The following is a 15,533-nucleotide window of genomic DNA, read 5'->3' as shown; positions in this document are numbered from 1 at the left end:
GCTTTAGGTATAAGGATTAGAACCCTCCCCCTAAAGCCTTATACAGGTATACCACCGACAGCAACTCATCCAGCACGGCATTGTTCAAACCGATCTGGGCGTCCAGCAAACCACGCTGGGCATCCAATACGTCCATGTAGCTGATGACACCGTTGATGTATTGCAGTTGGGCGAGTTCCAGATATTTACTGGCGGAGGCTTCCAGATTCATGCGGGAAGCACGGATCTCCTTCACCTTGCGGACGGTCACGATAGCGTTGTTCACCTCCTTGAAAGCGCCTAATACGCTCTTTTCATAACTATAGACCTCTTGCTCGTAACGAGCCTTCGCCGCTTTCACTTTCGCCTTGTTCTTCCCCATGGCGAAGATCGGCTGCAACAGGCTTCCGGCGATAAAACCAGCCGGACTCTTCAAGATGCTGCTTAACTCATCGCTCTCGAAACCGTAATTACTTGTCAAACGGATCTTCGGGAATAAGTCCGTTTGCGCCACACCTACCTGAGCGTTCGCCGCCCGAAGCTTAAACTCCGCTTGACGCATGTCCGGTCGGCGCTCCAGCAAAGAAGACGGTAAGCCGATCGGTAAGGCATCCGGCAAGTGCTGGTCGCTCAAGGAAAGACCACGGGGGATATCATCCGTATACTCGCCCAACAACGTGCTGAGGTCGCTTTCCTTGATCTTGATCTGACGCTCCAGCGAGGGGATCAAGGTCTCGGTACGGGCCAACTCCACTTGGGCTTGGTTGTAAGCCGTCTCGGAAGTAAGTCCGCCCTCATAGCGAAGCTTCGCCAAGCGAACACCCTCACGGCGTGCGTCCAAAGTTTGCTGTACGATCGACAACTCTTGGTCCAAGGCGCAAAGTTGATAATAATTGGCGGCAACCTCGGCGATGATGGTCAATCGCAAGGCACGTTGTCCTTCCACGGTCTCCATATAGGAAGCGATGGCTGCCTCATTCGCCCAGCGAAGGTTGCCCCATAAATCTAATTCCCAAGACAAAGTCAGCTTCGCCCCAAATTCTGGATCGGGCTTTGGGTTATCCCCTCCATAATTCAAGCGTTCCTTTTGCGCATAGATATTCGCTCCCACCTCCGGCAGCATACTCGCGAAAGAGATCCGCTTGGCGGCGATCATCTCCTTCACCTTGGCGGCGGCGATCTTCATATCCTTATTATTATCCAGCGCCTTTCTGATCAGATCCTTCAAGGCCTCATCGGCGTAAAGGCTCTCCCATGGGATATTCTCCACGGATGCCGTATCGGTCGTATCCGTATAAGCCTCGATCCGGTCCGGCAGGTTCAACTCCGGACGTACGTACCGCTTTCCGATCTTGCAGGAAGAGAACGCCAGCATAGAAACGACGAAAGCGGCTATATAGAAATTCTTTGTCATCATAATTTTCCGTTTTTGTGTCTCTTTAAAATAGAGGTTACCACTTCTTTCTTTTGAGCGATACGTTCCATACGCATCTTTCCCTTTATCTTATAGATCAAAACAAAGAAGAAGGGAACCAACACGATACCTACCGTAATCGCCACCAGCATACCGAAGAACACGCCCGTACCGATACTATGGCGGGAAGCTGAGCCCGGTCCGCTGGCTAACACCATCGGAAGCATACCCAACACGAAGGCCAACGAGGTCATCAAGATCGGGCGGAAACGCATCTGGGCGGCATGGATAGCGGCTCTCACCACATCTACCCCGTTATCCACCTGTACCTTGGCGAACTCAACGATCAAGATAGCGTTCTTCGCCGCCAAACCGATCAAGGTTACCAGACCGATCTGATAATAAATATCGTTCTCCAACCCTGTCGCCCAGATGCCCAAGTAGGCGCCCAGCGTAGCTACCGGCAAGGAAAGCAATACGGCGATCGGCACGATCCAGCTCTCATACTGAGCCGCCAAGAACAAGAAGACAAACAAGAAGACCAACGCCAAGACAAAACCAGTCTGCCCACCGGCCTGTTTCTCTTGATAGGAAAGACCGCTCCACTCCAGACCGATATTCTCGGGCAGATGCTCCCTAGCGATCCGTTCCATCGCAGCCATCGCCTCACCCGTACTATATCCCGGAGCGGCTACGGCGTTGATCGAGGCCGTGGTGAACATATTGAAACGCTTGATCGTTCCCGGACCGGTCGTATATTGGGTCGTGCCCAAGGCAGTCAATGGAACCATCGCCCCATCCTTACTGCGGACGAAGAACAAATCCAGATTATCCCGGGTAGCCCGGTAAGGCGCCTCCGCTTGGATATATACACGGTAAATACGGTTGAACATATTGAAGTCGTTCACGTACACAGAGCCCAGATAAGCTTTCATGGTCGAGAAGATATCGGACAAAGGGATGCCGAGGAACTTCGCCCGGTCACGATCCACGTCGAAATACAACTGCGGGATCTCGCTCTGCATGGCGGAAGACACGCCTTGAAGCTCCGGCGCCTGCGAGGCGTAATACAGGAAGGTATCCGTGGCGCTTACCAGATTATCCCAGCTAGCGTCTCCCCTAGCCTCCAACTGCATCTCCAAGCCACCGCTCTCGCCCAAGCCCGGGATTACCGGCGGACGGTTCACGTACGACTTAGCCTCGGGGTAATAATAGAATTCCCGGCGGGCATCGGCCATCACGTCCTCTACCTTCATACCGGAGGATTTACGCTCTTCCCACGGTTTTAGGATCACCGTCAGCGTGGCACGCCCTTGGTTCGTACCGACACGGGGACTGCTACCGGTTACGTTCTGTACGTAGGCCACGGCCGGATGATGGTCGAGGAACTCGATCGCACGGTCTGTCACGGCACGTGTACGCTCCAAGGTAGTACCCTCGGGCATCTCCAGCTCTACGGTGAAGAATCCTTGATCCTCCTCCGGGATAAAGCTGGTAGGCAACACCCGGTTCAAGACGAAGATAGCCACCAGCACCATCCCGAACCCTGCCAAGATACGGCGGGGATTAGCGATGGAGATACGCAACAACTTCGTATATTTCTTATTTCCTTTCGCCAACCACAGATTGATCTTACGGAAAATAAACGCTTTCTTCTTATGAGACGGACGCAAGATGATGGCGCACATCGCCGGACTCAACGTCAAGGCCACTACCGTGGACAGCAACACGGAAACCACGATCGTGACGGAGAACTGACGGTACAACTGCCCCGTGATACCCCCCAAGAAACTCACCGGCACGAACACGGCGGCCAATACCATGGAGGTAGCGATCAAGGCACCGGATAATTCCCGCATCGCCTTATGCGTAGCCTCACGGGCGGTCACACGTTCCTCGGCCATGATACGCTCCACGTTCTCCACCACCACGATAGCGTCGTCCACCACGATACCGATCGCCAAGATCAATCCCAGCAAGGTTAGCATATTCAACGAGAAGCCGAAGATCAACATGAAACCGAACGTACCGATCAAGGAGATCGGGACAGCGATCGTCGGGATCAAGGCCGCACGCCAGTTCTGCAACGAGAGGAACACCACGAGAACGACCAAGAAGAGGGCCTCGAACAAGGTCTTATACACCTCATGCACGGATTGGGAGATATATTCCGTCATATCAAACGGGAAATTATACTCCAAGCCTTCCGGAAAGTTCTTGCTGATATCCTTCATCGCCTCTTTCACCTTCGTGGCGACCTCCAGAGCGTTCGCTCCCGGCAACATATAGATACCCAAGATAGCGGCGTTCTTCCCGTTGATCCCACTCTCCGTAGAATACGAGGAAGCCTCCAGCGATACCCGGGCCACGTCGCTCATCCGGACGATCGAGCCATCCGGGTTCGCCCGCACCACGATATCCTCAAACTCCTTCACGGTGGACAAACGTCCCGGGGCCGTGATAGGCAAGGTGACATCCACGTCCAGCACAGGTTGCTTACCCAGCTCGCCCGCCGCCGATTCCCGGTTCTGGTCTTTCAAGGCATCCTGCAAGTCCTTTACCGTCAATCCCATATTGGCCAACCGATCCGGATACACCCAGATCTGCATACCGTAATAACGGCTACCGATATTCGATACACGGCCTACGCCCGGGATACGGCGCAATACGTCCAACACGTTGATCGTGGCGAAGTTACTCAGATAGATCTCGTCGAACTTCGGATCGTCGGACATCAAGCTCAAGGTCATCAACTGGCTGGGTGCCTGCTTCTCGATCGTGATACCATTCTGGATCACCTCGGCGGGCAAACGGCTCTCGGCCAGTTTCACACGGTTCTGGATCTCGACAGCCGCCAAGTCCGCGTCGGCGGATACATCGAAGGTCACCGTAATATTCAAGCTACCCGAGTTCGAGCTACTACTTTGCATATAAATCATGCCGGGCGTACCGTTCAGCTCCTGCTCGATTGGGGTAGCGACCGCTTGAGACACTGTCAGGGCGCTCGCTCCCGGATACGTGGCGCTGATCTTCACCACGGGGGGCGTAATCTGCGGATACTGGTCCACAGGCAACAATGCCAATCCGATGATTCCGACAATCACGATCAGGATCGATAAGACGGTCGAAAAGACAGGACGGTCTATAAAGAATCCCGGTTTCATTGTTCTTCCTCCTCTCTAAGCGCTTGGATAGCCTTCTCGTCGCCGGCCTCTACCGCATGTACCTTCACGCCCGGTACCAATTTATGATAACCCTCTACCACTACTCGCTCGTTCTCGCCCAAGCCTCGTTCGATCACGACCTTGTTGCCGATCTCCGGGCCGGTCTGCACGAAACGCTTCTCGGCGATATCGTCCCTACGGATGATATAGATGAACGCACCTCCTTTCTCGATCGAGAGCGCTTTCCGGGGAACGACAATCGAACGCTCTCGGACATCCAGCAGGAGCTTCACTTTCGTGAACTGTCCGGGCAATAATTTCTGGTTCGGGTTGGATAGTTCCGCACGAACGCCAAACGTACCGGTCTTCGGGTCCACCAGCGGATCGGCGAAGTCCACGATACCTTTTACCGGGTATTCAGAGTCGTCCGCCAAAGTAACCGTAACGGTAGGCTGCCACGAACGGGTCGTATCCCGCTCGCCAAACTTCACGTTACGACGCTCGGCACGCAGGTAATCCAAGGCGGTCATCTTAAAATCGACCAATACCGTGTCGCTCTTCACGACAGCCGCCAATTTCGAATTGACACCCGGGCCCACCAAAGCGCCCACATCCACGAAACGCTCACTGATATACCCGGACAGCGGCGAGGTCACTACCGTATAGCTCAACTCCATCTCCGCTTGATCCAGATCCGCCTTGCTCATGGCGATATTCGCCTCGGCGTCTTCCAGAGCGGCCGTGGCGTTATCCAAATCCAGCTGGCTGGCGGCGTGTTGCTCGTACAACGGTTTCAGGCGTTCCACGTCACGCCGGGCCTTGGCCGCTTGGGCTTGGCTTTTCTTCAGTTGGGCTTTCGCCTTCTCTACCCTAGCACGATATTTATCGGGATTAATCATAAACAGGGGCTCATTCTGCTTCACCCGTTTACCTTCCTCAAACAACATTTTCTCTAGGAATCCCTCCACACGGGCATGTACCTCGACAAAGCTGGCGGCACGGATACGTCCCACGTACTCGCCATAAATCTGCACGTCTTCTTTTGAGGGTTTGTCTACGATCACGATGGGCAATTGCTGCTCTTCCTTATGGCGGCAACCCGTCATCGCTACTACAAGGGCTATCAAGATAACCTGTACTTTTGCCAATCTTTTCCTGCTCATTCTACCTATATAAATTACTTATGTCACATTTGTTATGTAAAGAAAGAAAGAATCATTCCATTTTTCTCGAGGAGACCGATAATTAACATTACTTCACTTAATAACAAATCGTATAGCGTTTATGTTAACATTTATACTAAAATTAGGGTGTATCCAACCGGGGAATAAATCCACACCTACTGGGTAAGTCTACACTTTAAAAACAAAATCCTTTCGAATGAAACGTTTTCTCCATCCGAAAGGATTCCACATATATCAGATCTTTATCAATATCAATTATTATCGGTCAACCGACAACGCTTTCCACAAATTATCATCCGGCACGGGAGCGACAATTCGCACGTTCTCTTTTGAAACCGGATGGATAAACTCCGCGCTACGAGCGTGTAAGCTAATGCCCCCATCCTTATTGGAACGATCGAAACCATATTTCAGATCCCCCTTGATCGGACATCCCATCTTCGCCAACTGACAGCGGATCTGATGGTGCCGCCCCGTCTTCAAATCGATCTCCAACAGATAATAATTATCCGAATGGGCGATCAATTTATAACGCAGGATGGCTTTCTTGGCATTCGGCCGCTCGGTATCGTAAGCGTAACTCTTATTTTGCTTCTCGTTCCGCACCAGCCAATCCACCAACTCACCCTCATCCTGCGGGGGACGGTTCTTGACGATCGCCCAATACGTCTTGCGCACCTCACCGACACGAAACATCTCGTTCAAGCGAGAGAGGGCCTTGCTCGTCTTGGCGAAAATCACGACCCCGCTCACCGGACGATCCAGACGGTGCGTGACACCGACAAAAACGTTACCGGGCTTGCAATACTTCTCCTTCAGCCATGCCTTCAGCATCTCCGAAAGAGGCTTATCGCCCGTCTTGTCGCCTTGCACGATCTCACGACAAGTCTTATCTACCGCTATAATATGATTATCCTCGTAAATAACCTCCATATTACATGTTCATACCGCCGTCAACCTGAATAACCTGTCCGGATACATAAGAAGACATATCCGAAGCCAAGAAGGTAGCGATATTAGCCACATCCTCGACCGTACCGCCACGGCGCAAAGGAATCTTCTTGCACCACTCGGCACGTACCTCCTCAGACAACTGGGCGGTCATATCCGTGATGATAAATCCCGGGGCGATAGCGTTCGCACGAATGCCACGAGAACCCAACTCCTGAGCGACAGACTTAGCCAAGCCGATCATACCGGCCTTGGAAGCGGAGTAGTTAGCTTGTCCGGCGTTACCATGAACACCTACGACAGAAGACATATTGATAATGCTACCCGCACGTTGCTTCATCATGACCGGGGTACAAGCGTGGATAAAGTTGAAAGCGGACTTCAAGTTCACGTTCAACACAGCGTCCCATTGTCCCTCGCTCATACGCATCATCAAGCCGTCTTTCGTGATACCGGCGTTGTTCACCAAGATATCGATACGTCCGAAATCCTTCACGATCTCGGCAACGACGTTATGAGTCTCCTCAAAGTTAGCAGCGTTGGAAGCGTATCCTTTCGCCTTTACACCCAAGGCCTCGATCTCAGCCTGTGTAGCCAAGCCATTCTCATCGATCACTAGATCCGTGAAAGCGATGTTAGCGCCCTCTTGGGCAAACTTCAAGGCGATAGCCTTACCAATACCACGAGCGGCACCCGTTACGACAGCCACTTTACCTTCTAATAGTTTCATATTACTCAAATTTTTTAATATCAATGTTTAATCAAGCAAGCTCCCGTTGAATAGCCACCGCCGAATACCGTGATAGCGATCAAGTCGTCTTTCTTGAAATTCTTATCGTTCTGGGCATATACCAAGGCCGAGCTTACGGAACCCGTATTTCCCAGCTCCTCGATATTGTGTAAAAATTTCTCGTCCGGCAAGTTCAATTGCTTGGCGATATTCGCCATGATACGCATATTCGCCTGATGGCCGATGAAATAAGTAAGGTTATCCAGCGTATAACCGTTCTTCTCCAACAAATGAAGGACATTCTTAGGCATATAGGTACAAGCTTGGATAAATACGTCACGCCCCTCCGGCATCAAGATACCGCCGTCACGAGGACGCAAGTGAACCGCCTCCATCGCTTTCGACAAATGGCCGAGACCTTGCGTGTAAACCTCTACGATCTCGGCGTCGCCCTCACCGATCCGCTCCTTGGAGATAAAGAAAGCGGCGGCGGCATCACCCCATAAATGGCCCGCCTTCGGGTCTGTCTCATTATAATAAGCGGAGTTCTTATCAGCGGAAAGCACCAAAGCCTTGGAAGCCTTCCCCATGGCGAAATATCCCTCCACAACCTCCAAGGCGTTCAAGAAAGAAGAACAAGCCGAGGATAGATATAAAGCTTTCGCGTCAGCGATAGTATACTCATGTTGAACCGTATGCGCGGCCGTCGCAACCGTATCATAGGGAGAATACGAAGCGGAGACGATCAAGTCTACCTCCGTGATATCGTAAGGCAATTTGGGAAGAGCGTCCTTCACGGCCTCAAGGCTCATGGTATTGATATTCTCTTCCTCTTTCGCTTTCGAGCGGGTATGAATGCCCGTCCGTTGCTCAATCCACTCACTCGTCAACCCGTTTAATTCAAGAAAATGTTGGTTATCTACCCGTTCTTCAGGCACATAAAACCCTGTCGCATTAATAAACATCCTTAGTGTCTTTGATTTACTTAATCTTTATTCCGTTGAATATTAAATTCATCACATTGTCTCTACGTTTAATCCGCTGGCTGATATTATCACCCATGATCCCCCGGATATAGGGCACCTCCAGTCCTTTCAAGGCATGATGGAGCACGAGGGCGGTAATGTCCGTGTCCGGCATGCTGAATACACCTTCCTTCACGCCATCGTCCAATATTCCCTTAATGATCTCCACTTCCCGAAGGTCGAAGCTCTTGCGTACCTTCTCCACCCGCCATATATCACGGAAGAAGGTAGCTCGCAACGTACCGTTCCGAAATACCAACGCCTTTACAGCGTCCAAGCGGCTATAGATAAACGTCAGCAACTTCTCGTCCGCCGGCAGATCCTTGCTGGCCACGTCCACCAGCATCTTATGAAGCTGGTCCAGCTCCGACTCCACTACCGCCAAATAGATCTCGTTCTTGCTTTTAAAGTACGTATAAAGCGTACGTCTCCCCTTACGAGATGCCTGTGCAATATCGTTCATCGTCGTGTTATCAACCCCCATGCGGGCAAACAATTGTCTGGCCACATCCACCAACATGTCACGTGTTTTAGAAACTGTCATCGGCATTGTATTGCACATTTTGATTAAAACTGTGCGCAAAGTACTTAAAAAAGATCGTATCTACCAAGTATATTAAAAAAAACTTGCAATAAATTTGTTTTGTAAGAAAATATCCCTACCTTTGCACTCGCAATCAAGAAATGATAGCAACTATATCGCGGAGTGGAGCAGTGGTAGCTCGTTGGGCTCATAACCCAAAGGTCGTAAGTTCGAGTCTTGCCTCCGCAACTAAGAAAAGCCTTCCGGTCTGTGACCAGAAGGCTTTTCTTTTTTCGTAACCCAATGGTTTACGGGGTGGGAATCATTGAGTTTTTCCCGCAATCCATTGACTTACGTACCGTAAACCATTCGCTTACGCCCAACAAGTCATAGGCTTACGTCCGGGGGCTCTTATTGGTTTCCCGGACGTAGGGCCTACATCTCCTATCTCAAGGCAGGCAAGATATATTTCCATATCAAGTTGATCTCGGCCTGCATATCGCCGATATTCGCGGTCATGGCGATTACCGCATCTTGCTCGGGCAATATAATAATGTATTGTCCATTGGCTCCATCGGCACGAACGGCGTTATGGCGGCAACGCCACATCTGGTAACCGTAGCCTTGTAACCAGTCGCTATCTTTCGGTTTCATCTTCAAGTTCTCCGGTCTCATACCAGCGGGCAAAGAGGCTATCTTGGAGGTAGTAGCTTCCTCTATCCAGCTTTCGGGAAGCAATTGCTTATCGTTCCATTTTCCCTTTTGCAGGAAAAACTGACCCATTTTCGCTAGATCCTCGGTCTTGAGGTACAAACCCCAACCGCCGCAATTGATGCCTTGGGGACTCTCTTCCCAAGTAGCGCCGACGATACCCAGCGGACGGAACAGACGGGGATAGAGATAATTGATCACCTTCTCACCGGTCACCTTCTGGATGATAGCGGAAAGCATATACGTGCCGAGACTGTTGTATACGAAATAGGTTCCCGGTTTATGTACCAACGGCGCCGAGAGGAAAATCTTTACCCAATCGGCATTCTCGTTCCCCTCCTGCCGTACTAAAGCGGTGGGATCGACATCATGACCGGAGGACATGGTCAATAGGTGACGTATCTCCAGCTCTTTCAAGTAAGGGCTTACCTCGGCCGGTAATTGGTCGGGGAAGAAGGAGATCACCTTGTCCGTGACCTTCAATTTACCCTCCGCGACGGCGAAACCGATAGCCGTAGCCGTAAAGGTCTTGCTGACGGAGTTCAAGACGTGCGGCGTATGGCGGTCGCCCTCACCCAGCCATTGTTCCTTTACGACCTTTCCATGCTGGAGGATCATGATACTATGCAAGTCTTGATCCGCCTTTTTCACCGCCCGCAGATAATTGCCGAACGCCTTATCCAAGGTTTTCGAGGCTTCCGCACGAGGAAGCTCCTTGGTCAGATCGTTATAACTGATCAAGTCTATGTTCTTATCCTTCAAGGCTTGCTTCACCTTCGGACTGGTAAAAAGATCGGTCACGCCTTGACGGTCCATCGCCACGTTCTCGTAGCCGATATGCCCGACGGTTTTCATCTCCTCGTTATCCAAGGCCGGGTGATCCAAGAACATATAGCGTTTACCGGGTTCCAACTTATCCAACATCCGGATGAAACTGGCCTCCTTCTCGGCCGGAGTCTTGGAGGCTCCATCATATCCGGAATAGGTGAAATCGTATTCCTGCATCGCCTCTACCCGATCCACGACCGGCAGATGATATTCCTCGGACAAGCGGCGCATCAGCTTCACCACCTCCGGATCGAAACCAGTCGATCCCATATGGCCGGAGATATGGCTGATCTGGGGAATGTTCTTCAAGGCCATCTCTATCTGGGCCCGGGCCTCTTGCTCGATCTCGGCCAAGCTCCATGTATTCTCCAGAATGGCCAGACCCGGGTAGGCGGGATTCGGAGACATCATCGGCAAGAAATAACCATTGCTATCAGTCAAGCTGGGACAATGCGTCAGCGGACGCCATTTCACGTTATCCCATTCGCTGGTAAACGTCAGGTGAAGCCCGACATCTATCCCCGGGTTCTCCCTCAACAGCCGGGCGGCCTCGGGGAACCACGAGGTGACAACCATAACCTCTATACAGGTCTCCACCCCATTCTTATACCCTTCCATACACGCTATATTGGCGGAACGGAACGACCCCATGTCATCCGCACGGATGATCAGGCGGGGATTCGTGGCAGGCTGGCTGAATGCCGGCCACGTAGCGGCGAACAACAGGCAGCCGCAAAGGATTCTTTTTACATTTGAAGTCTTCATGATATTGATAAATAAGTAACATCTTTTCTATACTTGGGGATGGACCACACAAAAGGTGCCGGAAGATTTGCTCACCAACTTATCGTCGCAATAAATCTCGCACTCACAAAAATGTATATTCCGTCCCGCCTTGATCACGGTACCCTTGGCGATCAGCTCATTACCCCAAGCGGCCCGTAAGAAAGACATTTTCAACTCTGCCGTCAGCACGTCTTTCTCCAGCGGGGTCATCGTATAGGCGGCGAAACCGGCGATCGTATCCGCCAAAGCAGCCAAGACACCCCCATGCGTCACGCCGCTATATTGTCTCTGCTCGTCATGCAAGGGCATATGCGCCTCTACACGACCTTCCTCGATAACCGTGAAGTCGATCCCCAGAAAATTCACATAAGGATTCGTCTTCGCACGGTTAATCAACTTTTCTTTTATTCTCTCATCCATATCTTTTCCTTTAACGAACCGTTATCTTACAATCATCCAGATTATCGATAATGGCGAGGCTCTCCACACGTATGCCCTTTTCACGCAGCAGGTTCCCGCCATCTTGAAACGCCTTCTCGATAATAAAACCCATACCCTCGATCACGGCTCCCGATTGCTCCGCCAACTCGACCATTCCCATGGCGGCGTTTCCGTAAGCCAAGAAATCATCGATAAACAGGATATGATCCTCCGGGGTTAAGAAGTTATTGCTGATACATACCGTATAGTCACGATCCTTCGTGAAGGAATGGACCACGGTAGAGAGCATGTTCTCCATCGTCTTCGGTTTCTTCTTCTTTACGAAGACCACCGGCAACTGCATGATATAACCCACCATAATGGCCGGGGCGATACCGCTCGCCTCGATGGTCACGATCTTGTTTATCTTACGATCTTGAAAACGACGGATAAATTCCTCGGCGATCTTATACATCAACATCGGGTCCATTTGATGGTTGATAAAACTATCCACTTTAAGGATACCGCCGGGATAACAGCGGCCGTCTTGCAAGATGCGTTGCTTCAATAATTCCATAATTTGTTATTCTGTTTGATCTTCTTTTACACGTATAAATAAATTCGCCAGAATGGCCGTCAAGCCACCCGTCGTTATGCCGGAGGAGAAAATGCCACGGATCACTTGAGGAGCGGCCCCTAGAATATCCGGCATCAGCTCCACCCCCAACCCCAAGGACAAACTAACCGCCAACACCAACGTGGCCTTCCGGTTGATATCTTGGGCGGCGATAATACGGATACCTGCTGCCGCCACCGTACCGAACATCAGCAGGGTAGCTCCTCCCAGCACCGGATCGGGCATCAAGGAGAAGATAACGCCGACAACCGGGAATAATCCCAACAGGATCAGCATACCCGCGATATAATACCCCACGTACCGGCTGGCGACTCCCGTCAGCTGGATGATCCCGTTATTCTGGGCGAAGATAGAGTTCGGGAAAGAGTTAAAAACACCGGAGATAAATGAGTTCACCCCATCCGCCAGCACCCCGCCGGAGACTCGCCTCAGGTAGCCTTCTCCCTCGATCGATTTTCCCGATATCATCGAGTTGGCCGTAATATCCCCCGTAGCCTCGATCGCCGTGATCAGATAGATCAATGCGATCGCCACGAATGAAGAGATATTAAAATCCAATCCATATTTGAAAGGAACCGGGATATTAAACCCTCTCAGGTTTTGCGAGGAGACAGCCTCCATATCCACCATCCCCATGGCGAAAGCGATCGCATAACCGATACACAACCCTAGCACGATGGAACTCATCCGCAAGTACTTGTTCTTACAACGATTGAAGAACAAGACACTCAACAAGACGCACACAGCTACCCCGATATTACGCAAACTACCGAACGTACCGTTATCCATAGCCGTATACCCCCCACCGCAAGCGACCACTCCAACCTTGATCAAGCTCAAGCCGATGAGCAACACCACGATACCCGATACCAAGGGAGTAATCACCGAGCGCAGATACTTAAAAGTACGGCTCACGATCATCTCTACCGGAGAGGCGGCGATACAAACGCCGAAAATAAGGGGAAGCCCTCCCGCCAAACCAGCCGTGATAATCGGGCCGATAAACGAGAAGCTGGTCCCTTGGATACATAGCAGCCCCGCCCCGACCGGTCCTAATTTACGACATTGAACGAATGTGGATACCCCGGAGGCAAACAGAGCCATGGAAACCAAGAAACCGGTCGTCTCCAGATCCAGTTTCAGCGCCCCGGCGATAATCAAGGGAGGTGTTATGATCGCCACGAAAATAGCCAGTAGATGCTGGATGGCGGCAAAAAGCGTCTCTTTCAAAGGCGGACGGTCATCGATCCCGTAAATCAAATCCGTATTCATCCTGTCTCTTATAGTTTCAAGTCTAATAAGGTCTCCCCTTTTGCGTTCAACACTCGTACACTCATCTCGTCTCCTTTCTTCCGCAATACCATCACCGTAGCCGAATCGAGCTTATACCCCCCGCCTACGATCACCGGGAAGTTGTTTCCCAACGAGCCTTTCGGGTGGAAGGCGTATTGATGCGTATGGGCGGATATATTCACGTTGAAAGGGGCTTTCGCCAACAGGCTTCCCCAAAGCTCCGGACAAGGCTCATAGGCATCCCCGTTTCCGTAGATAGGGATATGGTTCAATAAAACCCGCTTCGAGGCTTGCTTAAACTCCTTGCCGCTCAATTCTTTCGAGAGGAAACTCACTTGATCTTTCCGGAGACCGGTGAAATCGTTCAGGCCATAATACACCCATGTGCTATCCGGTTTATCCTCGCCGCAATCCAGCATGACGAAACGGGTATCTCCCCAGCTGAACGCCCCATATGTCTTATCGTCCACATAGTCAAACAAGGCACGCAGGCCGATCGAGTAAGCGTTGCGTATCTCGTGGTTGCCTCTTAGGAAGAAAGCGGGTACATGACTGGCGCCCACCTTCCCGCATAAATAAGCCAAATGATACAAAGCTTCTTTCTCATTGGCGGGATCGTCTATACAATCCCCGTTAAATACCACGAAATCATAAGAGATATCACGCACTTGCCCGTATAAGGCGTCTAGGGTCGGGATATGCTTATGTAGGTCATTAAAGATCAAGGCCGTGAAATCCTTTTGGGATGCGGAAGGGAGCGTGAAGGTGTAGAACGGGGATACCGCCGTCTCGCCAAACTCTTTCTTATAGGCTTGGTAAAGCATGATTTCCTGCGAGCATACCCGGTAGTAATAGGTTTGCCCCGGTCGTAGGTCCGTCAGCCGAATCTTATTATGCAAGCCGTTGCATATCACTTGACCGTCCACGATGGTGCGAGCCTTCTTCAAATTCAGCGTGTCCGTACCGTATTCTACCCAACTATACGTAGGGACACGGGTCTGCCACATCACCGTTATGCCGCCCTCCGTAGGATTTTGCAGATAGGGCGCCGCATAAAAGATCTCTTCCGGCTTGGCCTTCAGGCGAACCTCCGTTACGACCGGGCGATGATCCGATGCCACCGCCTCTTCGGGAACCCATGCGGACAAACGGGTAAAGGGCTGTCCATTCTTTACATAACCCGCTATATAGTCCAAACAGCTATCCGGCGTGGAAGCCGGGAATGTAGCCTGTTTAGGATTGCTCAATAGCTGGAAATCCTTGCTGATTTCCGTGATAAAGGGGGAATGCGCCGTAGCGTTCCAATCCCCGGCGATAAACAGGGGCTTATGAGCGAAAGCTGCTTCCCGCCGAAGGATCGGCAAGGAGAGCATCCGGTCTTCCGGTGTCAAGGAAAGGTGCGTGCAGCAGAAGATATATCTCTCAAACTCGACCCATAGCAAGACCCGTTCCTCCTCCCGTCCGGGAAGGGCTATATAGCGGTAGCTCACCGGCTTCTCCTTGCTCAGCATACCTACTCCGTATTTACCGCCATCGAAGTCGATGGCCGGGGCGTAGGTAGGGAACATCAGGGTGCGTTCTCCCAACGTCCGGAGCACGTCGATCCCGCCGCTTCTTACGGTCACGCTATCTACCTCCTGTACGGCGACGACATCGGGGGCTACCTTACATATAGCGTCCGCTATACGCCCGAGGTCCGTCACCTCATCCATGCCCCTTCCGTTGCGGATATTATAGCTCATGATACGCAACGTATTCCGCTCGGCATCGCCGCTTTGCTGTGCCAATGCCTTATTTATGGGCAAACATCCGATCATAACGATCGCCCAAATAAACCATTTCCTCATAGGATTCGATCTAATGTTTATATTCATTTTATATCTATACC

The 15,533-nt window shown here is 51.4% G+C and carries 12 protein-coding genes and 1 tRNA gene; 1 reads left to right on the top strand and 12 read right to left on the bottom strand.

Annotation, left to right across the window (positions count from 1 at the left end):
• Positions 1-16: 16 nt before the first annotated feature.
• From NBH07_RS00430 to NBH07_RS00400, 7 genes are all read right to left on the bottom strand, one after another.
• Positions 17-1,396, bottom strand: coding sequence for an efflux transporter outer membrane subunit (locus NBH07_RS00430; RefSeq protein WP_009017821.1), 1,380 nt, complete (start codon positions 1,394-1,396; stop codon positions 17-19).
• A complete protein-coding gene (locus tag NBH07_RS00425) occupies positions 1,393-4,557 on the bottom strand; it encodes an efflux RND transporter permease subunit (protein ID WP_009017820.1) in 3,165 nt (1,054 codons plus the stop codon). The genes NBH07_RS00430 and NBH07_RS00425 overlap by 4 nt, the downstream gene beginning before the upstream one ends.
• Positions 4,554-5,720 (bottom strand): efflux RND transporter periplasmic adaptor subunit, encoded by a 1,167-nt coding sequence (locus NBH07_RS00420; RefSeq protein ID WP_009017819.1) that lies wholly within the window; start codon positions 5,718-5,720, stop codon positions 4,554-4,556. Before NBH07_RS00420 ends, NBH07_RS00425 begins: the two co-directional genes overlap by 4 nt.
• A gap of 279 nt (positions 5,721-5,999) precedes the next feature.
• A complete protein-coding gene (locus NBH07_RS00415) occupies positions 6,000-6,674 on the bottom strand; it encodes an RluA family pseudouridine synthase (protein WP_009017818.1) in 675 nt (224 codons plus the stop codon).
• A 1-nt stretch (position 6,675) separates the two neighbouring features.
• Positions 6,676-7,422, bottom strand: a complete 747-nt coding sequence (gene fabG / locus NBH07_RS00410) for a 3-oxoacyl-[acyl-carrier-protein] reductase (protein ID WP_008771802.1) — start codon at positions 7,420-7,422, stop codon at positions 6,676-6,678.
• Between the two features lie 20 nt (positions 7,423-7,442).
• Positions 7,443-8,387, bottom strand: coding sequence for a 3-oxoacyl-ACP synthase III family protein (locus NBH07_RS00405; RefSeq protein ID WP_005855976.1), 945 nt, complete (start codon positions 8,385-8,387; stop codon positions 7,443-7,445).
• 16 nt (positions 8,388-8,403) lie between these two features.
• Entirely contained in the window at positions 8,404-8,997 is a 594-nt protein-coding gene (locus NBH07_RS00400) for a TetR/AcrR family transcriptional regulator (protein ID WP_011966477.1), read from the bottom strand.
• A gap of 150 nt (positions 8,998-9,147) precedes the next feature.
• On the opposite strand from NBH07_RS00400, the gene NBH07_RS00395 reads away from it, so the two are divergent.
• A tRNA-Met gene (locus tag NBH07_RS00395) sits at positions 9,148-9,219 on the top strand.
• 195 nt (positions 9,220-9,414) lie between these two features.
• On the opposite strand, the gene NBH07_RS00390 is transcribed toward NBH07_RS00395, so the two are convergent.
• Genes NBH07_RS00390 through NBH07_RS00370 form a run of 5 tightly spaced genes read right to left on the bottom strand, consistent with a single transcriptional unit; the run spans position 9,415 to position 15,519 of the window.
• Complete coding sequence (locus tag NBH07_RS00390; RefSeq protein ID WP_009017815.1) at positions 9,415-11,274, bottom strand: serine hydrolase; 1,860 nt, start codon at positions 11,272-11,274, stop codon at positions 9,415-9,417.
• A gap of 27 nt (positions 11,275-11,301) precedes the next feature.
• Positions 11,302-11,715 carry a PaaI family thioesterase gene (locus NBH07_RS00385; protein ID WP_005855973.1) on the bottom strand — a complete coding sequence of 138 codons (414 nt, stop codon included), beginning with the start codon at positions 11,713-11,715 and terminating at the stop codon, positions 11,302-11,304.
• 10 nt (positions 11,716-11,725) lie between these two features.
• Positions 11,726-12,292, bottom strand: coding sequence for a xanthine phosphoribosyltransferase (xpt, locus tag NBH07_RS00380; protein ID WP_005855972.1), 567 nt, complete (start codon positions 12,290-12,292; stop codon positions 11,726-11,728).
• Between the two features lie 6 nt (positions 12,293-12,298).
• Positions 12,299-13,624 carry a nucleobase:cation symporter-2 family protein gene (locus NBH07_RS00375; RefSeq protein ID WP_156682641.1) on the bottom strand — a complete coding sequence of 442 codons (1,326 nt, stop codon included), beginning with the start codon at positions 13,622-13,624 and terminating at the stop codon, positions 12,299-12,301.
• An 8-nt stretch (positions 13,625-13,632) separates the two neighbouring features.
• Complete coding sequence (locus NBH07_RS00370; protein ID WP_009017812.1) at positions 13,633-15,519, bottom strand: endonuclease/exonuclease/phosphatase family protein; 1,887 nt, start codon at positions 15,517-15,519, stop codon at positions 13,633-13,635.
• Positions 15,520-15,533 lie beyond the last annotated feature (14 nt).

The organism is Parabacteroides sp. B2-S-102 (assembly GCF_023656665.1).
Lineage (GTDB): Bacteria > Bacteroidota > Bacteroidia > Bacteroidales > Tannerellaceae > Parabacteroides > Parabacteroides distasonis.
This window is presented reverse-complemented; position numbering and strand designations above follow the sequence as displayed.